Source organism: Streptomyces sp. D2-8 (assembly GCF_023184515.1).
Taxonomy (GTDB): Bacteria; Actinomycetota; Actinomycetes; order Streptomycetales; family Streptomycetaceae; genus Streptomyces.
On sequence record NZ_JAAHBP010000005.1, the window covers coordinates 70422 to 90446 of the forward strand.

Consider the following 20025-nt stretch of genomic DNA (forward strand, 5'->3'; position numbering starts at 1 on the left):
GCATCGTGATCACGATGCCGCCCGTTCCGTCAGTGCAACTGGAGCACTTTCGTCGGTGCTCCCTGGTGCGCGAGGGGGGAGTTGAACCCCCACGCCCTTGCGGGCACTGGAACCTGAATCCAGCGCGTCTGCCTATTCCGCCACCCGCGCATTGGGTGTGTCCTGGGCGTCCGCCCCTTGGGGCCGGGCGCCTGCCGACACCCAGAACATTAGCACGCTGGAAGGGGTGGGTTCACATCCCTTATCCCCGCAGGCAGACCCCCCGTCGAACCATCGATGTCCCTGCCACGTATCAACACGTACCGGTTCACGTATCAACCTCGTACCGGTACCCGCCGTCTCCGCAGGAGGGGTCCGGGTCCACAGTCAGGTGCGGGACACTGGTCTTCGGCCGCCTCTACGATCCTTGTCAGGCATACACGAGGCGGTTACGCGCAGCAGTACCACCGGAGGAGTTCGAAGAGGAGCTCCACAGGGAACTTCGTCATGCGTCGACACCCGTCGGCGGGGCTGACAGGGGGAACCAGCCGATCGAGCGGCGCGTGGATACGATCAGTAAGCAGTACCAGCAGTACCCGGCAAGCGGCCCGCAGGGCAGTGCACAGGACGGCAGCCAAGGAGGAGGTGCCCCATGGGAGTCCTGAAGAAGTTCGAGCAACGTCTCGAAGGTCTGGTCAACGGCACCTTCGCCAAGGTGTTCAAGTCCGAGGTCCAGCCCGTGGAGATCGCGGGAGCGCTCCAGCGCGAGTGCGACAACAACGCCACCATCTGGAACCGCGACCGGACGGTCGTGCCCAACGACTTCATCGTCGAGCTGAGCACTCCTGACTTCGAGCGGCTCAGCCCCTACTCCGGCCAGCTCGGCGACGAGCTCGCCGGCATGGTGCGCGACTACGCCAAGCAGCAGCGCTACACCTTCATGGGCCCGATCAAGGTGCACCTGGAGAAGGCGGACGACCTCGACACCGGCCTGTACCGGGTGCGCAGCCGCACGCTCGCCTCCTCCACGAGCCAGCAGGGCGGCCCGGGAGGCGGCGGCGCCGCGCCCGCCGCCCCGCAGGGCGGACGCCCCGGTGGCTACGGCTACCCGCCGTCCGCGGCGCCCTCCGGCGCCCCGCCCATGCCGGCCGCGCCGCCGCCCGGCGGCCGTCCCGGCGGCTACGGCTACCCGCCCGCCGCGAGCGGCCAGCGGCCCCCGGCCGCCCCGGCCGCCGGCGGACGCACCCGCCACTGGATCGAGATCAACGGCACCCGCCATCAGATCTCCCGCTCGACCCTGGTGATGGGCCGCAGCACCGACGCCGACGTGCGGATCGACGACCCCGGCGTCTCCCGCCGGCACTGCGAGATCCGGACCGGAACGCCCTCGACGATCCAGGATCTCGGATCCACCAACGGCATCGTGGTGGACGGGCAGCACACCACCCGCGCTACGCTCCGCGACGGCTCGCGGATCGTCGTGGGCAGCACCACCATCATTTACCGGCAAGCCGAAGGGTGAAGCGGGGGCAATGTCAGAGCTGACCCTCACGGTCATGCGGCTGGGTTTCCTGGCCGTACTGTGGCTGTTCGTGATCGTGGCCGTGCAGGTCATCCGAAGCGACCTGTTCGGCACGCGTGTCACGCAGCGCGGAGCGCGCCGCGAGGCAGGCCGGCAGCAGCAGGCCGCCGCCGCCCGCCAGGCGCCGCCACCGCAGCGCCAGCAGTCCGCCGGCGGCCGACGGGGCCGTAACGCCCCCACCAAGCTGGTCGTGACCGAGGGCACCCTCACCGGCACCACGGTCGCGCTCCAGGGCCAGACCATCACCCTGGGCCGGGCGCACGACTCGACGATCGTGCTGGACGACGACTACGCCTCCAGCCGCCATGCCAGGATCTACCCGGACCGCGACGGCCAGTGGATCGTCGAGGACCTCGGCTCCACCAACGGCACGTACCTGGACCGGTCCCGGCTGACGACTCCCACACCGATTGCGCTGGGCGCGCCGATCCGCATCGGCAAGACCGTCATCGAGCTGCGGAAGTAGTGCTACATCATGGATAGGCGCGAGCGGAGCGAGCACGCAGTGGCGGGCCCCACCCCGGCCCCCCGCGCGCTCCCGACCGGAGGGTGGGCAGTGTGGCTCGACACGACCGGCTGTACCCGGAGCCGACAGGCGAGGTGCGCATGAGTCTGTCACTGCGCTTCGCGGCCGGATCGCACAAGGGCATGATCCGGGAGGGCAACGAGGACTCCGGATACGCGGGACCGCGCCTGCTTGCCATCGCCGACGGCATGGGCGGCGCGGCCGCCGGTGAGGTCGCCTCCTCCGAGGCCATCTCCACCATCGTGGCGCTCGACGACGACGTCCCCGGCTCCGACATCCTCACCTCGCTCGGCACGGCCGTGCAGCGCGCCAACGACCAGCTGCGCTCGATGGTCGAGGACGACCCCCAGCTGGAAGGCATGGGGACCACCCTGACCGCCCTGCTGTGGACGGGCCAGCGCCTCGGCCTGGTCCACGTCGGCGACTCCCGCGCCTACCTGCTCCGCGACGGCGTCCTCACACAGATCACCCAGGACCACACCTGGGTGCAGCGCCTGGTCGACGAGGGCCGTATCACCGAGGAGGAGGCGACCACGCACCCGCAGCGCTCGCTGCTGATGCGCGCCCTCGGATCCGGCGACCACGTCGAGCCGGACCTGTCCATCCGCGAGGTCCGCGCCGGCGACCGCTACCTGATCTGCTCCGACGGCCTGTCCGGCGTGGTGTCCCACCAGACCCTGGAGGACACCCTCGCCAGCTACCAGGGCCCCCAGGAGACCGTCCAGAACCTGATCGAGCTGGCGCTGCGCGGCGGCGGCCCGGACAACATCACGGTCATCATCGCCGACGTCCTCGACCTCGACACCGGCGACACCCTCGCGGGGCAGCTGTCCGACACCCCCGTCGTGGTCGGCGCCGTCGCCGAGAACCAGCACCAGCTGCACGACAACGGCATCATGCAGACCCCCGCGGGCCGCGCCTCCGGGCTCGGCCGCCACGGGCACGGCCAGGACGGTGGCGGCGAGTTCGGCCCGCCCGGCTCCGGCGACACCACCGGCTACATCCCGGCGACCGGCTTCGACTACGGCGACGACGACTTCACCAAGCCCCGCAGGAAGGGCCGCTGGCTGAAGAGATCCCTCTACGGCGCCCTCGCGCTGGCCGTCGTCGGCGGCGGACTGTACGGCGGATACCGCTGGACGCAGACGCAGTACTACGTCGGTGCCGAGGACGAGCACGTCGCGCTGTACCGGGGCATCAGCCAGGACCTGGCCTGGGTCTCGCTCTCGAAGGTCGAGAAGGACCACCCCGAGATCGAACTCAAGTACCTGCCGCCCTACCAGCAGAAGCTGGTCGAGGCGACCATCGCCGAGGGCGGCCTGAAGAACGCCCAGGCGAAGATCGAGGAACTGTCGGTGCAGGCCTCCGCGTGCAAGAAGCAGGCGCAGCGGCGCGAAGCCGAGAGCAAGAACAACTCCAAGACCGGCGAAGGCGAGGCCGGGGGCACCACGGGAACCACTCCCGCCTCCTTCACGTCCAAGGCCACACCGACGCCGAATCCGTCGAACCCGTCGGGCTCACCGTCGGCGCCGGAGAAGTCCACGCCCCCGACCACGACCGCACCCACTCCCAGCCCCGGCCCCAGCCTCTCGGAGGAAGAGCAGAAGGTCGTCTCGCTGTGCGGTAAGCAGTAGCCGTGAGAGGCCCTGTCACACGATGAGCGGTACGAATACGTCGCACTCGCCGACGCACCACACGTCCACGATCGGCGCCATCGGCGCGCCGAGCCGGCGCAACACCGAGCTCGCGCTGCTGGTGTTCGCCGTCGTCATCCCGGTGTTCGCCTACGCCAACGTCGGCCTGGCCCTCAACGACTCGGTGCCACCGGGCCTGCTGAGCTACGGGCTCGGACTCGGCCTGCTCGCGGGCGTCGGCCACCTCGTCGTACGGAAGTTCGCACCGTACGCCGACCCGCTGATGCTGCCACTGGCCACCCTGCTCAACGGGATCGGGCTGGTCGTCATCTGGCGGCTTGACCAGTCCGAGAAGCTGCAGGCGAGCAAGACCTTCGTCGAAGCGGCACCGCGCCAGCTGCTGTACTCGGCGATGGGCGTCGCCCTGCTGGTGGTCGTGCTGATCTTCCTCAAGGACCACCGCGTCCTGCAGCGCTACACCTACATCTCCATGGCCGGGGCCCTGCTCCTGCTCGTGATGCCGCTCATCCCCGGCATCAGCGCTCCGACCTACGGCGCCAAGATCTGGATCAAGATCCCCGGCTTCGGCACGCTCCAGCCCGGCGAGTTCGCGAAGATCGCCCTCGCGGTGTTCTTCGCCGGCTACCTCATGGTGAAGAGGGACGCCCTGGCGCTGGCCAGCCGCCGCTTCATGGGCCTGTACCTGCCGCGCGGCCGCGACCTGGGTCCGATCCTCGTCGTCTGGGTGATGTCGATCCTCATCCTGGTCTTCGAGACCGACCTCGGTACGTCCCTGCTGTTCTTCGGGATGTTCGTCATCATGCTGTACGTCGCCACCGAGCGGACCAGCTGGATCGTCTTCGGTCTGCTGATGTCCGCGGTCGGCGCCGTCGGCGTGGCGAGCTTCGAGCCGCACATCCAGACGCGAGTACAGGCCTGGCTCGACCCGATGCGCGAGTTCGAACTCTCCCGCGCCGCCGTCCAGGACGGCATCGTCCACTCCGAGCAGGCCATGCAGGCCCTGTGGGCCTTCGGCTCCGGCGGCACCCTCGGCACCGGCCTCGGGCAGGGCAACTCCGACCTCATCGGCTTCGCCGCCAACTCCGACTTCATCCTCGCCACCTTCGGCGAGGAACTGGGACTGGCAGGCGTCATGGCGATCCTGCTGCTCTACGGCCTGATCATCGAAAGGGGCGTACGCACCGCCCTCGCGGCCCGCGACCCGTTCGGCAAGCTGCTGGCCATCGGCCTGTCCGGTGCCTTCGGCCTCCAGGTCTTCGTCGTGGCCGGCGGTGTGATGGGCCTCATCCCGCTGACCGGTATGACGCTGCCGTTCGTGGCCTACGGCGGTTCCTCCGTGATCGCCAACTGGGCCCTCATCGGCATCCTGCTGAGAATCAGCGACACGGCCCGCCGCCCGGCCCCCGCTCCCGCCGCCAACCCCGACGCCGAGATGACCCAGGTGGTCCGCCCGTCATGAACAAGCCCCTGCGCCGGATCGCGATCTTCTGCGGCCTGCTCGTGCTGGCCCTGCTCATCCGCGACAACTGGATCCAGTACGTCCAGGCCGACGAGCTCAGGACCGACAAGAACAACCGCCGCGTCACCATCGAGCGCTACGCCTCGCCCCGCGGCAACATCATCGTCGACGGGGAGCCGGTCACCGGCTCCGCCGAGACGCCGGGCAGCGACTACAAGTTCAAGCGCACCTACAAGGACGGCGCCATGTGGGCGCCGGTCACCGGCTACGCCTCGCAGGCCTTCGGCGCCACCCAGCTGGAGAACCTCGAGGACGGCATCCTCACCGGCAACGACGACCGGCTCTTCTTCCGCAACACCCTCGACATGCTCACGGGCAAGAAGCAGCAGGGCGGCAACGTCGTCACGACGCTGAACGGCGCCGCGCAGAAGGCCGCGTACAACGGCCTGAAGAAGCAGGGCGGCAAGGGTGCCGTCGTCGCCCTGGAGCCGTCCACGGGCAAGATCCTGGCCCTGGCCTCCTACCCGTCGTACGACCCGACGTCCTTCGCCGGGAACTCCACGACGACGGACACCAAGGCCTGGCAGAAGCTGCAGAAGAAGGCCAACCCGAACGACCCGATGCTCAACCGGGCGCTGCGCGAGACCTACCCGCCCGGCTCCACCTTCAAGGTGGTCACCGCGGCCGCGGCGCTCGAGGACGGTCTGTACGAGACCGCCGACGAGAAGACGGACTCGCCGGACCCCTGGATCATGACGGGCACCAACACCAAGCTGCCCAACGAGGGCAACATCCCCTGCAAGAACGCGACACTGCGGGTGGCCCTCCAGTACTCCTGCAACACCGTCTTCGGCAAGATCGGCGCCGACCTCGGCAACGACAAGATGCTGGACATGACCAAGAAGTTCGGCTTCGACGAGGAACAGTTCACGCCGGTGCGCGCCAACGCCTCGGTCTTCTCCGACGACATGAACCCCTCACAGACCGCGCTGTCGTCGATCGGCCAGTTCAACACCGCCGCCACCCCGCTGCAGATGGCCATGGTCGCCTCGGCCGTCGCCAACGACGGCAAGCTGATGAAGCCGTACATGGTCGACGAGCTCCAGTCGCCCGGCCTCGACCCGGTCGAGAAGACCGAGCCCGAGGAGCTGAGCCAGCCGCTGTCGGCGGAGAACGCCCAGATCCTCCAGTCGATGATGGAGACGGTCGTCGACAAGGGCACGGGCTCGAACGCCAAGATCGGAGGCGTCACGGTGGGCGGCAAGACCGGTACCGCCCAGCACGGCGTCGACAACAGCGAGAACCCCTACGCGTGGTTCATCTCGTACGCCAAGGGCGACGACGGCAGCGCGCCGGTCGCCGTGGCGGTCGTGGTCGAAGACGACGACGCCGTCCGTGACGACATCTCCGGCGGCGGCCTCGCGGCGCCGATCGCGCGGAACGTGATGGAGGCGGTCATCGACAGCAAGAAGTGACCCCGCTCACGTCTGCTTCACATCGGTGCACGTTGCGATACCGGTCCTGTATCGGCTGACGGGCTTGGCCAGGTCACACAAAGCGAGCCGGGTACGGTAGGCCCGGACGGCAGCCCCGACCGTACAAGCGTGCCGGTCGGGACCGACGGAGAGGGCTGGTAGGTAGCTATGGAAGAGCCGCGTCGCCTCGGCGGCCGGTACGAACTGGGCCAGGTGCTCGGGCGTGGTGGCATGGCGGAGGTCTACCTCGCGCATGACACCCGCCTCGGACGCACCGTGGCGGTGAAGACGCTGCGCGCGGACCTCGCGCGCGACCCTTCCTTCCAGGCCCGGTTCCGCCGGGAGGCCCAGTCGGCCGCCTCGCTCAACCATCCCGCGATCGTCGCGGTCTACGACACGGGCGAGGACTACATCGACAACGTGTCGATCCCGTACATCGTCATGGAGTACGTGGACGGCTCGACGCTGCGTGAACTGCTGCACTCCGGCCGCAAGCTGCTGCCGGAGCGGTCCATGGAGATGACCATCGGCATCCTCCAGGCCCTGGAGTACTCCCACCGCGCCGGCATCGTCCACCGCGACATCAAGCCCGCGAACGTCATGCTGACGCGCAACGGCCAGGTCAAGGTCATGGACTTCGGCATCGCCCGCGCCATGGGCGACTCCGGCATGACGATGACGCAGACCTCCGCGGTCATCGGCACCGCCCAGTACCTCTCGCCGGAGCAGGCGAAGGGCGAGCAGGTCGATGCCCGGTCCGACCTGTACTCCACCGGCTGTCTGCTCTACGAGCTGCTGACCGTCCGTCCGCCCTTCGTCGGCGACTCCCCGGTGGCCGTGGCCTACCAGCACGTCCGCGAGGAGCCGCAGTCACCGAGCGTCTTCGACCCCGAGATCACGCCCGAGATGGACGCGATCGTGCTGAAGGCGCTCGTCAAGGACCCGGACTACCGCTACCAGTCCGCCGACGAGATGCGCGCCGACATCGAGGCCTGCCTCGACGGCCAGCCGGTCGCCGCCACCGCCGCGATGGGCGCGGCGGGCTACGGCGGCTACCCCGACGACCAGCCGACGACGGCCCTGCGCGCGGACTCCGGCGCGGGCGCCACGTCCATGCTGCCCCCCATGAACCCGGACGACGGCGGCTACGGCTACGACGACCGCCCCGACCGGCGCCGCGGCCAGCAGCGCAAGTCCAACACCTCCACGATCCTGCTGGTGGTGGCGGGCGTCCTCGTCCTGGTCGGGGCGATCCTGATCGGCCGGTGGGCGTTCAGCGGTAACGACGCGGCCGACGACCCGGCCACCGTCCCCAACCTCGTCGGCCAGAAGCTGAGTGACGCCAAGCAGCTGGCCGAGAACAGCGACCTGAAGCTGAGCACCACGGAGAAGCCCTGCGAGAGCCAGAGCAAGGGCAATGTCTGCGAGCAGAACCCGGACCCCAATACCGAGGTCAAGAAGTACTCCACCATCGAGGTCGTGGTGTCGACGGGCGCGCCGAAGGTGACGGTTCCCAGCGTCACCGGCCTGAATGTGGACGAGGCGAAGGAAAAGCTGGAGGGCGACAAGTACGAGTTCAAGATCGAGACGAAGACCCGGACGTCCCCCGAGGAACCGGGCAAAGTGCTCGATCAGAACCCGACCACGGGCGAAGAGGTGGAGAAGGGCTCCACGATCACCCTGACCGTCGCCAAGGAGGCGGAGAAGTCCACCGTCCCGGACGTGCTCGGCCGGAGCTGTGACGAAGCCAAGCAGCAGATGCAGGCCAGCAACCTGGTCGGCAACTGCACCGAGGTGGAGACCGACGACGACAACCAGGTCGGCAAGGTCATCCAGACCACGCCGCAGGCCGGTACGTCGGTCGACCCGAATTCGTCGGTGAACATCCAGATCGGCAAGAAGAAGCAGCAGCAGAAGGTCAAGGTCCCGCAGGTCGTCGGCCAGACGGTCGGCCAGGCCAAGCAGATCCTCGCGCAGGCCGGTTTCACGAACATCCAGTTCGCGGGCGGCAGCGACCAGAGCGACAACGCCCGCGTCGTCGCCCAGGCTCCGCAGGGCGACCAGGAGGTCGACGACCCGGCAGGGACGACGATCACCCTCCAGACCGTCGGCTTCGGGGACAACAACGGCGGCAACAACAACGGCGGCGGCGGAAACGGCGGCATCTTCGGCGGCCTCAGCGGCAGCCAGGACTGACCCCACCCGCACCGCACCTACGCCCCACAGAGCCCCCGGCCCCCAAAGGCCGGGGGCTCTGCTCTTCCCGCCCGACGACAACGCCGCAAGAGTGTGCGTCCGTCGATCGTGTCTGACAGGGACAGAACTGAGTGACTTCAAGCAACTCAGTGGGATCCAGTCACGCACCCGATCCCTGGCTCTCTTCTCCCGTCGCGCCGTCCTCAACATCGCCATGCTGCTCCGAGACAGCGAAGTCGCACGTCAGGTACGTGTGTACCTCCTCGACATGGAGTACCTGGCGCGCACACAGCCTGTGGAAAACCCCGCACCGGTCAGCGCCGCCTCCCTCGACGAACGCATCGACCAGCGCATCACCCAGATCCTGGGCACGACCATCGTCCCCATGTTCAACGCCCTGATCGAAACATCGGGCGAGCACCGGCGAGAGCTCATCGCCCTCCGCGCGGGCGTCCAGCGCATCGAGAAGCGGCTCCGGCAGCACAACGCCCGGCTGCAGCGGCTGGAAGGCCCACGAGAAGACCGCCCCCTCGCCGGAGACATGGCCTCCATGGACGCCATGAACGGGCGCGAGTTCGAAGAACACGTCGCCGAGCTGCTGCGCCGCGACGGCTGCACCAATGTCATCGTGCAGGGCGGCGGCAGGGACCGTGGCATCGACATCACCGCGCTCACGGCCGGTGGGAAGCGCCTCGTCGTCCAGTGCAAGAGGTTCGCGCCTCACCTCTCCATCACCAGCCCCGACGTCCAGAAGTTCACCGGAGCGGCCAAGGTCCTGCACACCTCCGAAGTAGCCCTGTTCGTGGCGACATGCCCCTTCACCCGCGACGCCCTCAACATCGCCGCCGAGAGCGGCATCACCGCCGTACACCGTTGGGCTGCTGGAGGAATGGAGCGCAGGGGCGGCACTGAGCGTCCTGGAGTAACAGCCGGACTATGACGAAAAGGCCCGAAGCCGCAAGAGAAGGTTGCGGCTTCGGGCCTCTGTCAGGCTAACGACCGACCTCCCACAAGGAACGCAGTCAGCCCAGTTCCTTCGGCGGTGTCCGCTCCTCGTCCACCTTCTCCACCCGCTCCAGCTCCCCCCACACGACATACCGGTACGTGCTCGTATACACCGGCGTGCAGGTCGTCAGCGTGATGTAGCGCCCCGGCTTCTTCCGGCCGGACTCCTTCGGGACCTTCGAGAGGACCTCGACGTTGTACTTCGAGGTCTCGGGAAGGATGCCGTAGACCTTGTAGACGAACCACTTGTCCTTCGTCTCGAAGACGATCGGGTCGCCCTTCTTGATCTTGTCGATGTGGTGGAACTTGGCGCCGTGGCCGTCGCGGTGGGCGGCGAGGGAGAAGTTGCCGTCCTTGCCCGACATCGGCAGGGTCGCCTTGACGGGATCGGTGTAGTACCCGGCGACACCGTCGTTGAGGATCTTGTTCGACGTGCCCTTCTCGACCAGGACCTCGCCGTTCCTCATCGCAGGCACATGCAGGAACCCGATGCCGTTCTTCGTGTCCAGCGCACCGGGCCCGCCCCGGCCGTGCGCCCAGTCGTCACGGACCTGGTCCGCCTGCTTCCCGGCCGCCCGGTCGGCGACCACGTTCGTCCACCACAGCGAGTAGGCGACGAACAGGCCGAGGACCAGGCCCACGCTGATGAGGAGTTCCCCGAAGAAGCTCACCGCCACGGCGATCGGGCCGGGCCTGCGACGTGCCGCAGGCGGCCGGAACCCCCCGCCGGTGTGCTTCTCGTGGTCCGTGTCGGTGGTCGCTGCCACTGGTCATCTGCCCTTAACTGACGAGCGCATCCGGCTTGCCCTTGCTGCGCGGCCGTTCCTCGACCATCTTGCCCCAGACGATCATCCGGTACTTGCTGGTGAACTCCGGCGTGCACGTGGTCAGCGTGATGTAACGGCCGGGCTCGGTGAAGCCCGACCCCGGGGGGACGGGCTTCAGGACGCTCGTGTTGCTCGGCGGGGTCACCGGCAGGATCGACGCCATCTTGTAGACGAAGTACTCGTCCTGCGTCTCCACGACGATCGGATCACCCGGAGCGAGCTTGTTGATGTACCGGAACGGTTCTCCGTGGGTGTTGCGGTGGCCCGCGAGCCCGAAGTTCCCGGTCTTGTCGCCGGGCATCGCCGTCTTCAGCGCGCCCTCGGCGTAGTGGCCGACCATGCCCCGGTCGAGCACGCCCTTGCTGCTGATGCCCTCGGCGATCGGGACCACCACGTCCAGCTTCGGAATGTGCAGTATGGCGAAGCCCTGCCCCGGTTCGAAGGCCCCCGGGTTGCGTTTGCCGCTCGCCCAGTCGTTCTGGAGGCTGCTGGCCTCCTTGCCGGCCTGCGCATGCGCCTGGACGTTCGTCCACCACAGCTGGTAGGTGACGAACAGCAGCATCAGCACGCCGGTGGTGATGAACACCTCGCCGATCGCCCGGCTCGCGACGACCGCCGCGCCGGGCTTGCGCGCCCGTGCCTGCCGCCGCGCCTCGACCCGCGACAGCGGCGCCCGGGAGCGGCTCCCGGTGCCGGTGTCGGTGGGGGCGGCCGACGGCGTGTCCGACGCGCCGCCATGACGCCCGTGACGGCGCTTGGCGGCCTTTCTGCGGGCCGCACGGCCGCCGTGGGCGGGTCCGTCCTGCCGCGAGGCGGACGAGGCCGGAGAGCCCGCTGTGGAGCCGCCGGTCGCCGGCGGTGGCTCCGGAATCCGCAGCGCCACCGTCTCCTCGTCGACAGGCGGAAGATACGGATCGTCCGGGACGGACCCGTACGACGCGTACGGCTCCGGCTGCGGCGGGCTCGGCTGCGGCTGCGCGCCCGGCCCCGGCGGATACGGCTCCGGCTGCGGGGACGCACCGTACTGCCCTCCGCCCGACCAGTCCTCGAACGCACCCGGCGCCCCGTACGACTGCTGCCCGTACGAGGTGTCGGACTCGCGCTCGGGGCGCAGCGCCGTCACGCCGAGGCCCTGCCCACCACCGGGGCGAGCCCGGCCGACCTCGCCACCGCGCCCTGGTCGCCGCACTCCACCAGCCAGTTGGCCAGCATCCGGTGCCCGTGCTCGGTCAGCACCGACTCGGGATGGAACTGCACGCCCTCGACAGGCAGTTCACGGTGCCTGAGGCCCATCACGATGCCGTCGTGCGTGCGGGCCGTGACCTCCAGCTCCGCAGGGACCGTGGCCGGCTCGGCGGCCAGCGAGTGATAGCGCGTCGCCGTGAAGGGCGAGGGCAGGCCCGCGAAGACACCACCGCCACCGTGCTCGACCAGCGAGGTCTTGCCGTGCAGCAGCTCGGGCGCACGGTCCACCACACCCCCGTACGCCACCTGCATCGACTGCATGCCGAGGCAGACGCCGAACACCGGGACGCCCGTGCCGGCACAGTGCCGGACCATGTCGACGCAGACCCCGGCCTGCTCCGGCGTGCCGGGGCCCGGCGAGAGCAGAACTCCGTCGAAACCGTCCTGGGCGTGCGCCGTCGACACCTCATCGTTGCGCAGGACCTCGCACTCGGCGCCCAGCTGGTACAGGTACTGGACCAGGTTGAAGACGAAGCTGTCGTAGTTGTCGACGACGAGAATGCGCGCGCTCACTGGTTGTCCACCGTCACATCGTTGAAGGGCAGCAGCGGTTCCGCCCACGGGAAGACGTACTGGAAGAGGACGTAGACCACGGCCACGACCAGGACGAGTGAGATCACTGCCTTCACCCACGTGTTCCCCGGCAGATGCCGCCAGATCCAGCCGTACATGCCGTCCCTTCCGTCGTACCACGGCACCAGACCCACGCCGTACAGCCACCAGACTAACGGCGCAGCGCCTCTGGTTTCCCGGCCTCCACAGGCTGGGTGGAGTCCAGGTGCGCCCAGACGATCAGCCGGTGACTGTGCCCCCACTCCGGTTCGCACGTGGTCAGCGTCAGATACCGGCCCGAACGCGTGTACCCGGATGTACGTGGGACAGGGTCGATCACCTCGATGTCCGAGGGCACTGTTTTGTACGGGCCTTTGTCGATCCGATACGTGAACCATGCCGTGCCGTCGGTCAGCACCACCGCGTCACCGGGCCTGAGCTCGGGGAAGTCCTTGAAGGGGTCGCCGTAGGTACGGCGGTGACCGGCGACCGCGAAGTTCCCCTTCTGCCCGAGCTGGGCGGTCCCGGCGTAGTGCCCGAGGCCCTTCTTCAGCGTGCCGGTGGCGGTGCCTTCGAGCACGGGCTTGTTCCACGTGAAACCAAGCCGCGGGATGTACATGATCGCGAAAGGCCTGCCCTTGGCGTAGGGCGCGGGTTTCGCAGGACCCACAGGGGAGCCGCCGGCCGGCGGACGGGGCTTCGACCACTCCTTGCGGAGCAGATCGATCTGGTCGTCCATGACGCCGTCGGCCTGCACACCGGTCCAGAAGAGCACATAGACGACGAACAGCACGATCACGCTGCCGACGGTGATGCACAGTTCGCTGACGGTCCTGACGATCACGCGCACCGGCAGCTCCCCGGTCCGGCTACTGCTCCACAGGCTTCGCGTAATGCAGATCCACTGTGCCCGAGTAGCCGGGCAGAGTCACCGGGCCGTTCTCCTCGACTTTCCATCCGAGCCCGTAGACATTGACGTAGACCATGTAGTTCTGGATCGCCGGGGACGCCGCGAGCGCCTTCTGCAGCTTGCCCGGGTCACCGACCGCCGTGATCTTGTACGGCGGCGAGTAGACGCGGCCCTGCAGGATGAGCGTGTTGCCCACGCAGCGCACCGCACTGGTGGAGATCAGCCGCTGGTCCATGACCTTGATGCCCTTGGCCCCGCCCTGCCACAGCGCGTTCACCACGGCCTGGAGGTCCTGCTGGTGGATGACCAGGTAGTCGGGCTGCGGCTCGGGGTAGCCCGGGAGCTTGGCGGTGGCGTCCGGAGGGGCGTCGTTGAGCGTGACCGAGAGCGAGTCGCCCCTGAGCTCCTGCGTGCCCGCACGCTTCTCCAGCGCGGCGAGCTTGTCGTCCTCCGCCTTGGTGCTGCCGTCGTCACGCTCGGCCAGCGCCTCTATGTCCTGGCGCAGGGTGCCGTTGGTCTCGTCCAGCTCGCCGTTCTCACGGCTGCGCTCGTGGATGAGGTCGGACAGCTTCAGCAGGGAGGTGTCCGTGCGGATATTGGTGCCCTTGGCGGTGTTGAAGCTGGTGAAGAAGATGAGCCCCGCGAGAGCGAACACGGCCGCCGTGAGGATGCGCACAGGCCGAAAACGGCGCGCGCGCTCAGGGGTGGATCCCGTCCCGGGGGAGTCGGCAGAATTGCTCAACGTACCCTTATCTCCTTCGGCGCGGCGGAAGCACTACGCTAACGGACGCCCGGGGGAGCAATCGGAGTCCCCTTACGCTGCCCCCTGACCGACCCAGTTACCTGCGCGGCCACGCAGCGCATCGACAGGAGAGACCCTCGTGCCGAAGTCACGTATCCGCAAGAAGGCCGACTACACGCCGCCGCCCGCGAAGCAGACGACCGCCATCAAGCTGACCAACCGCGCCTGGGTCGCGCCCGTCATGCTGGCCATGTTCCTCATCGGTCTGGCCTGGATCGTCGTCTTCTACGTGACCGACGGCTCGCTGCCCATCGACCAGCTGGGCAACTGGAACATCGTGGTGGGCTTCGGCTTCATCGCGGCCGGATTCGGTGTCTCGACCCAGTGGAAGTAGCGGTCACCGCACGGTGAACGCAGCTCTGCCCAGGGGTGTTCGCTGAGTTATCCACAGCGGTTTTCCACATGGGGATAATGAAGACGATCTGTGGATAACCCGTTGGGCGTTGACGCCGGTATGACGGAAGTACCAGCGCTCGAAAACTTGTTCGCCCCCTGCCTGACCTGCGGAAACGCAGGTCGGTGACAGGGGGCACATGTGTTCCCGCACCCTATGCACAAGATCCGACACCCGCTGTGGACAACGCCTGCTCAGACGAGCTGCGCCGTCCTCAGAACGGTCACCAGGACGACCACGCACAGGACCAGGGCGCAGGCGCCGTACTGGACCAGTGTGCGGCGCTCGCGCGGGGCGTGGACCATGGCGTATCCGACGACGACACCGGCGACCAGGCCCCCGATGTGGGCCTGCCAGGAGATGTTGAACCCCGGGCTGAAGGTGAAGATCAGGTTGATCACCAGCAGTGCGATGATCGGCCGCATGTCGTAGTTGAGCCGGCGCATGAGCACGGCCGTCGCGCCGAAGAGGCCGAAGATCGCGCCGGAGGCGCCCAGGGTCGCCGTGTTGGGAGACGCCAGCAGGTAGGCCAGCGCACTGCCCGCGAGGCCGGAGATGAAGTAGAGCGCGAGATAGCGGACGCGGCCGAGCGCCGCCTCGAGCGGGCCGCCGAGCCACCACAGGCTGAGCATGTTGAACGCGATGTGCCAGATCTCCTGGTGCGTGAACATCGACGTCACCATGCGGTACCACTCGCCGCCCGCCACGCCCTGTGTGGGTGTGAAGGGTGCCGGCGGCCAGGCACCGAGCAGGACGATGTCGCTCAGCAGCGACTTGCGGACCTGGACGGCGATGAACACGGCCAGGTTGATCCCGATGAGGATCTTGGTCAGCAGCCGGGGGTCGGCGGCGATGGAGCCGCCCGCGATCGTCCGGGGCATGGCGGCCGTGGGCGAGTGGCCGGTGCCGGAGCCGGTGCGGACGCACTCGGGGCACTGGAAGCCGACGGAGGCGTTGACCATGCACTCGGGGCAGATCGGGCGCTCGCAGCGGGTGCAGCGGATGCCCGTCTCGCGGTCCGGGTGGCGATAGCACATGGGGACGCTGTGGGCGTCCTGCGGGCTGCCCGCAGCCTGGTCGTCCATGGTCTCCCCTAGGTCGTGTGAGAAAAGCCCGCCCCGCTCATCCTTACGGACGAGCGGGGCGATTGGTTCCCTGCGGGAGCCTCGCTCAGCGGGTCTCGATGACGACCGACTCGATGACCACGTCGTTCAGCGGGCGGTCGGTGCGCGGGTTCGTCTGGATCGTGGCGATGGTGTCCACGACCTTCTGGCTCGCCGCGTCGGTGACCTCGCCGAAGATGGTGTGCTTGCGGTTCAGCCACGCCGTCGGGGAGACGGTGATGAAGAACTGCGAGCCGTTGGTGCCCGGGCCGGCGTTGGCCATGGCCAGCAGGTAGGGCTTGTCGAAGCGCAGGTCCGGGTGGAACTCGTCCTCGAACTGGTAGCCGGGACCGCCGGTGCCGTTGCCCAGCGGGTCACCGCCCTGGATCATGAAGCCACTGATCACCCGGTGGAAGACCGTGCCGTCGTAGAGCTTGTCCGTGGACTTCTGCCCCGTCTCCGGGTGGGTCCACTCCCGCTCGCCCTGGGCGAGCTCGACGAAGTTCTTGACCGTCTTGGGCGCGTGGTTCGGCAGGAGCCGGACGTCGATGTCGCCGTGATTGGTCTTCAGGGTGGCGTAGAGCTGCTCAGCCACGATCTGCCTTCCGTTGTCTTTCCGTGACTCCCTGATCCTCGCACGGCCGGGCCCGCGCGTCGCCCGACCTCGGTGCAGCGGGGGGAAACCCTCGGCGGGTGCTCGCAGAAAACCAGTCGAGTAGTCCCGGGGCGGGGGCGCTCGCCGGCGATCCGTGGCATTGTCGACGACAAGCTCCTGTTGCTCCCTATTCATCCGCTATTGCACATGATCGGCGCTGGATGCCGACTTGCGTGACCCGGATGCCCTTCCGCGCATGCCTGGTCGTGCACCGGGAGGCATGATCCGTAAAAGGGTGGAAAGTCGAATTCCGTACGCCACCGAGGAGGAGGAACCCGTGACCCGCATCGACAGCGTGCGCGCCGCGACTGGTTCGGCGAAGGACAGCGTGCTGCACGCCGCGGAAGTGGTGGCGCCCTACGCCGACACGGCCAAGGACAGGGCCACGCACTACGCACACGAGGCACGCGTACGGCTAGCGCCCAAGGTGACGCAGGCCGCAGGGCAGGCGCGTGTCCAGTACGGCACTATCGTGCAGCCGTATCTGGAGCAGGCCCGCACGCATGTGCCGCCGAAGGTCGACCAGGCCGCCCAGGAAGCCGCCGAACGCACCCGCAAGGCCGCCCGTCAGGCGGCGGAGTACTCCAGGCCGCGGATCGAGCAGGCAGTGGCCGCGGCCGTGCCCGTCACGGCCGCGGCCGCGGCCCGGAGCACGGCCGCCATGGCCGCGCTGCGCGGTCAGGTCACGTCCAAGGAGATCCAGAAGCTGGTCCGCAAGCACGAACGGCGGGCCAAGGCCGGCAAGGCCATGAAGACGCTGGTGATTCTGGGCGCCGTCGCGGGCGGTGCCTTCGCCGCGTGGAAGTGGTGGGACAAGCAGGCCAACCCGGACTGGCTGGTGGAACCGCCGGCGGCGACGGAGGTCCCCGAGTCGGGGCATCTGTCGTCCGTGGACGGCACGGGCCAGTCGGCTCTGGACCCGGAGGTCGAGGCGAAGCAGGCCGAGGACGAGGCCGCCCAGCGCGACGACCGTTCCTGAGGGCGCCGGATTCAACAGCACGGCGGGGCGGGAGACTTGAGGGTCTCCCGCCCCGCCGTGCTGTTTCACGTGAAACACGCGTCACCGACCTGCGCCGGGTGCGCAAAAATGCCCTCCGAGACCGCGTTTCCGCAGTTCGGAGGGCATTTCCGGAGTGGAGCCTAGGGGAGTCGAACCCCTGACATCTGCCATGCAAAGACAGCGCTCTACCAACTGAGCTAAGGCCCCGGAAGGGGACGTCCGGCCGGAGAAACCGCATCCCGGCGGGCGTCGGAGACCAGAGTACCGGGTCACCCCCGTGGTTCCGCAAAAAGATTGGGGGTCCCCGTCGCCGACCACTCTCCGTAAGATGCTCGGCGTGGTTCGCTACCGCGAACCGCCGTACATGGGGAAGCGATGGGGAGACGCAAATGGACGCCGCACAGCAGGAAGCGACCGCAAGAGCGCGGGAACTGCAGCGGAACTGGTACGGGGAGCCGCTGGGGGCGCTCTTCCGTAAGCTTATCGACGATCTTGGTCTCAACCAGGCTCGTCTCGCGGGGGTTCTGGGACTGTCCGCGCCGATGCTGTCGCAGCTGATGAGCGGTCAGCGGGCGAAGATCGGCAATCCCGCTGTGGTGCAGCGGGTGCAACTGCTGCAGGACCTGGCGGGGCAGGTCGCGGACGGCAGTGTGAGCGCGGCCGAGGCCACTGAGCGCATGGAGGAGATCAAGAAGTCACAAGGGGGCTCGGTGCTCAGCAACACCACAACGACGACGAGCAGTTCGGGGGCGCCCACGGTCAAGCGCGTCGTGCGCGAGATCCAGTCGCTGCTGCGGTCGGTCGCGGCCGCGGGCGACATCATCGACGCCGCCGACACCCTCGGCCCGACCCATCCGGAGCTGGCAGAATTCCTCCGGGTCTATGGCGCCGGCCGCACCTCGGACGCCGTCGCGCACTACCAGTCCCACCAGAACTGATCCCACCGCCCGGCCGCCGAAGGGGGTTCGGCAGCGGGCTGAGGAGTGAAGTGACGGGGGACGCGTCGCGGTACGGACGGGCACGAGGGGGCGTGTTCCGTACGGGGGACCGGTCGACGCGAGGGGGATGTATCGCTCATCGGGGGAGTCGGGGGTCGTTTCGCCCGTCGGGGAGTCGCAGCGCTCGCCGAGGGGGAAGCAACGGGGGAAGCCACAGGGGGAGGAGCGACGTACAGCCATGGGTGAGGTCTTCGCCGGCCGGTACGAACTGGTCGACCCGATCGGGCGCGGAGGGGTCGGTGCCGTCTGGCGCGCCTGGGACCACCGCCGCCGCCGCTACGTGGCCGCCAAGGTCCTGCTGCAGAGCGACGCGCACTCGCTGCTGCGCTTCGTCCGGGAACAGGCCCTGCGGATCGACCATCCCCATGTACTCGCCCCCACCAGCTGGGCCGCCGACGACGACAAGGTCCTGTTCACCATGGACCTGGTCGCGGGCGGATCCCTGGTCCACCTGGTCGGGGACTACGGCCCTCTCCCGCCTGCTTTCGTCTGCACGCTGCTGGACCAGTTGCTGGCGGGCCTGGCCGCGGTGCACGCGGAGGGCGTCGTGCACCGTGACGTCAAACCCGCCAACGTGCTGCTGGAGGCCACCGGCACGGGCCGGCCGCGGCTGCGGCTGTCCGACTTCGGCATCGCGATGCGGCTGGGCGAGCCCCGCCTGACCGAGACCAACCTGGTGGTCGGGACGCCCGGTTATCTCGCGCCCGAGCAGATGATGGGCGCCGAACCGGACTTCCCCGCCGACCTGTTCGCCGTAGGTCTGGTCGCGCTGTATCTGCTGGAGGGCGCCAAGCCGGACAGCAAGGCGCTCATCCAGTACTTCGCCGAGCACGGGACGCCGGGTGCGCCCAAGGGCATTCCGGAGCCGCTGTGGCAGGTGGTGGCCACGCTGCTCCAGCCGGATCCGGAGGCGCGGTTCCGTACGGCCACAGGGGCGCGCAAGGCGCTCGCCGCCGCGGCGGAGCTCCTCCCGGAGCCCGGCCCGGACGACGAGCTGATCGAGATCTTCGACCAACTCGGCCCGCTTCCGCGGGGGTTCGTGGCCGAGGGGCCGCTGGAGAGAGCGAAGGGGCTGGGTCCGAGAGAGGCGCCGCCGGGCCCGGAGGCGGGCGAGGAGCACTCTCGGCAGGGAGAGGACGAGGGTGAGCCGTCGGTGCCCGGCGGGCAGCACGCCGAGCCCCACCGGCAACGCGGCACGACGGGTCCGGCCGACCCGCGGGGGACCACCGACCCGTCGGGCGGCCCCGCCCAGCCGCCCTCCATGTCGGACACCGGCAGCTTCCATCTGCCGCCTCCGCAGACGACCGTCACCCCGTCCCCTGTGCCCGGGCAGTCCCACTCCGCCCCGGCCCGTGCCCCGCATCAGCAGGCGCCTGTCTCCCCCTACGACACCACGCACCGGCTGTCCCCCGCCCAGCCACTCCCACCGGTGTACTCCGGCCCGCCCCTGCCCCCTGCGGAGCAGTACCGCACAGACGCCTCCACAGCCTCGTACACCGCCCGGACCCCACAGGCCCCACCGGTCGGCCAGACGCCGTCACGGCACCGGGCGCAACGGCCCTCCCGCCCCGGTCCTCCGGCCACGGTGGCGGTGCCGCTGCTGCTCCTCGCGCTGGTCTGCTACGCGGTGGGCTTCTGGGCCCTGACCCGCATCTGAGCGCG

Annotated in this window: 19 protein-coding genes and 2 tRNA genes; 11 read left to right on the forward strand and 10 right to left on the reverse strand. The window is 68.8% G+C overall.

The features are described from left to right. Window positions 1-63: 63 nt before the first annotated feature. A tRNA-Leu gene (locus G3I77_RS12200) sits at window positions 64-150 on the reverse strand. Between the two features lie 481 nt (window positions 151-631). Between G3I77_RS12200 and G3I77_RS12205 the strand changes: the two genes are divergently transcribed. The 7 genes from G3I77_RS12205 (at window position 632) to G3I77_RS12235 (ending at window position 9812) form a co-directional block, all read left to right on the forward strand. Continuing rightward, a complete protein-coding gene (locus tag G3I77_RS12205; RefSeq protein ID WP_248503062.1) occupies window positions 632-1501 on the forward strand; it encodes a DUF3662 and FHA domain-containing protein in 870 nt (289 codons plus the stop codon). Between the two features lie 10 nt (window positions 1502-1511). Further along, the gene (locus G3I77_RS12210) at window positions 1512-2027 is read left to right on the forward strand and encodes an FHA domain-containing protein (protein WP_248503064.1); all 516 of its coding nucleotides are present in this window, start codon (window positions 1512-1514) and stop codon (window positions 2025-2027) included. 140 nt (window positions 2028-2167) lie between these two features. Beyond that, the gene (locus G3I77_RS12215; RefSeq protein ID WP_248503065.1) at window positions 2168-3721 is read left to right on the forward strand and encodes a Stp1/IreP family PP2C-type Ser/Thr phosphatase; all 1554 of its coding nucleotides are present in this window, start codon (window positions 2168-2170) and stop codon (window positions 3719-3721) included. A gap of 22 nt (window positions 3722-3743) precedes the next feature. Continuing rightward, entirely contained in the window at window positions 3744-5201 is a 1458-nt protein-coding gene (locus G3I77_RS12220) for an FtsW/RodA/SpoVE family cell cycle protein (protein WP_248503066.1), read from the forward strand. Continuing rightward, window positions 5198-6676, forward strand: coding sequence for a penicillin-binding transpeptidase domain-containing protein (locus G3I77_RS12225; RefSeq protein ID WP_248503067.1), 1479 nt, complete (start codon window positions 5198-5200; stop codon window positions 6674-6676). Before G3I77_RS12220 ends, G3I77_RS12225 begins: the two co-directional genes overlap by 4 nt. A 168-nt stretch (window positions 6677-6844) precedes the next feature. Beyond that, window positions 6845-8872 (forward strand): Stk1 family PASTA domain-containing Ser/Thr kinase, encoded by a 2028-nt coding sequence (gene pknB, locus G3I77_RS12230; protein WP_248503068.1) that lies wholly within the window; start codon window positions 6845-6847, stop codon window positions 8870-8872. A 214-nt stretch (window positions 8873-9086) separates the two neighbouring features. Continuing rightward, window positions 9087-9812 carry a restriction endonuclease gene (locus G3I77_RS12235; RefSeq protein WP_248503069.1) on the forward strand — a complete coding sequence of 242 codons (726 nt, stop codon included), beginning with the start codon at window positions 9087-9089 and terminating at the stop codon, window positions 9810-9812. Window positions 9813-9894: 82 nt separating this feature from the next. On the opposite strand, the gene G3I77_RS12240 is transcribed toward G3I77_RS12235, so the two are convergent. Genes G3I77_RS12240 through G3I77_RS12265 form a run of 6 tightly spaced genes read right to left on the reverse strand, consistent with a single transcriptional unit; the run spans window position 9895 to window position 14153 of the window. After that, on the reverse strand, window positions 9895-10644 hold the full coding sequence (locus G3I77_RS12240; RefSeq protein WP_248503070.1) for a class E sortase: 750 nt from the start codon (window positions 10642-10644) through the stop codon (window positions 9895-9897). Between the two features lie 13 nt (window positions 10645-10657). Beyond that, window positions 10658-11827, reverse strand: a complete 1170-nt coding sequence (locus G3I77_RS12245) for a class E sortase (protein WP_248503071.1) — start codon at window positions 11825-11827, stop codon at window positions 10658-10660. Continuing rightward, window positions 11824-12462 (reverse strand): aminodeoxychorismate/anthranilate synthase component II, encoded by a 639-nt coding sequence (locus G3I77_RS12250; protein ID WP_031105357.1) that lies wholly within the window; start codon window positions 12460-12462, stop codon window positions 11824-11826. The genes G3I77_RS12245 and G3I77_RS12250 overlap by 4 nt, the downstream gene beginning before the upstream one ends. Beyond that, window positions 12459-12656, reverse strand: a complete 198-nt coding sequence (locus G3I77_RS12255; RefSeq protein ID WP_033309918.1) for a hypothetical protein — start codon at window positions 12654-12656, stop codon at window positions 12459-12461. The genes G3I77_RS12250 and G3I77_RS12255 overlap by 4 nt, the downstream gene beginning before the upstream one ends. A 17-nt stretch (window positions 12657-12673) precedes the next feature. Next, window positions 12674-13351 carry a class E sortase gene (locus tag G3I77_RS12260; RefSeq protein WP_248503073.1) on the reverse strand — a complete coding sequence of 226 codons (678 nt, stop codon included), beginning with the start codon at window positions 13349-13351 and terminating at the stop codon, window positions 12674-12676. Window positions 13352-13370: 19 nt separating this feature from the next. Continuing rightward, entirely contained in the window at window positions 13371-14153 is a 783-nt protein-coding gene (locus G3I77_RS12265; protein ID WP_248503075.1) for a DUF881 domain-containing protein, read from the reverse strand. Window positions 14154-14292: 139 nt separating this feature from the next. Between G3I77_RS12265 and crgA the strand changes: the two genes are divergently transcribed. Further along, window positions 14293-14547 carry a cell division protein CrgA gene (gene crgA, locus G3I77_RS12270; RefSeq protein ID WP_248503078.1) on the forward strand — a complete coding sequence of 85 codons (255 nt, stop codon included), beginning with the start codon at window positions 14293-14295 and terminating at the stop codon, window positions 14545-14547. A 254-nt stretch (window positions 14548-14801) separates the two neighbouring features. Here crgA and G3I77_RS12275 read toward each other — a convergent pair whose 3' ends face one another. Beyond that, window positions 14802-15692, reverse strand: a complete 891-nt coding sequence (locus G3I77_RS12275) for a rhomboid family intramembrane serine protease (protein ID WP_248503080.1) — start codon at window positions 15690-15692, stop codon at window positions 14802-14804. A gap of 85 nt (window positions 15693-15777) precedes the next feature. Next, window positions 15778-16305: a peptidylprolyl isomerase gene (locus G3I77_RS12280; RefSeq protein ID WP_248503082.1), complete on the reverse strand. Its 528-nt coding sequence runs from the start codon at window positions 16303-16305 to the stop codon at window positions 15778-15780. Between the two features lie 337 nt (window positions 16306-16642). On the opposite strand from G3I77_RS12280, the gene G3I77_RS12285 reads away from it, so the two are divergent. After that, window positions 16643-17344, forward strand: a complete 702-nt coding sequence (locus tag G3I77_RS12285; RefSeq protein ID WP_248503084.1) for a DUF5324 family protein — start codon at window positions 16643-16645, stop codon at window positions 17342-17344. Between the two features lie 155 nt (window positions 17345-17499). Here G3I77_RS12285 and G3I77_RS12290 read toward each other — a convergent pair. Next, a tRNA-Ala gene (locus G3I77_RS12290) sits at window positions 17500-17572 on the reverse strand. A gap of 182 nt (window positions 17573-17754) precedes the next feature. Here G3I77_RS12290 and G3I77_RS12295 point away from each other — a divergent pair. After that, complete coding sequence (locus G3I77_RS12295) at window positions 17755-18303, forward strand: DNA-binding protein (RefSeq protein ID WP_248503086.1); 549 nt, start codon at window positions 17755-17757, stop codon at window positions 18301-18303. A gap of 238 nt (window positions 18304-18541) precedes the next feature. Further along, window positions 18542-20020: a serine/threonine-protein kinase gene (locus G3I77_RS12300; protein ID WP_248503089.1), complete on the forward strand. Its 1479-nt coding sequence runs from the start codon at window positions 18542-18544 to the stop codon at window positions 20018-20020. Window positions 20021-20025: the final 5 nt, after the last annotated feature.

Coding starts and splice junctions, on each gene's coding strand:
- G3I77_RS12225 (WP_248503067.1), top strand. CDS start 5,198: ATGAACAAGCCCCTGCGCCGGATCGCGATCTTCTGCGGCCTGCTCGTG.
- G3I77_RS12205 (WP_248503062.1), top strand. CDS start 632: ATGGGAGTCCTGAAGAAGTTCGAGCAACGTCTCGAAGGTCTGGTCAAC.
- G3I77_RS12295 (WP_248503086.1), top strand. CDS start 17,755: ATGGACGCCGCACAGCAGGAAGCGACCGCAAGAGCGCGGGAACTGCAG.
- G3I77_RS12215 (WP_248503065.1), top strand. CDS start 2,168: ATGAGTCTGTCACTGCGCTTCGCGGCCGGATCGCACAAGGGCATGATC.
- G3I77_RS12235 (WP_248503069.1), top strand. CDS start 9,087: ATGCTGCTCCGAGACAGCGAAGTCGCACGTCAGGTACGTGTGTACCTC.
- pknB (WP_248503068.1), top strand. CDS start 6,845: ATGGAAGAGCCGCGTCGCCTCGGCGGCCGGTACGAACTGGGCCAGGTG.
- G3I77_RS12300 (WP_248503089.1), top strand. CDS start 18,542: ATGGGTGAGGTCTTCGCCGGCCGGTACGAACTGGTCGACCCGATCGGG.
- G3I77_RS12275 (WP_248503080.1), bottom strand. CDS start 15,692: ATGGACGACCAGGCTGCGGGCAGCCCGCAGGACGCCCACAGCGTCCCC.
- G3I77_RS12210 (WP_248503064.1), top strand. CDS start 1,512: ATGTCAGAGCTGACCCTCACGGTCATGCGGCTGGGTTTCCTGGCCGTA.
- G3I77_RS12220 (WP_248503066.1), top strand. CDS start 3,744: ATGAGCGGTACGAATACGTCGCACTCGCCGACGCACCACACGTCCACG.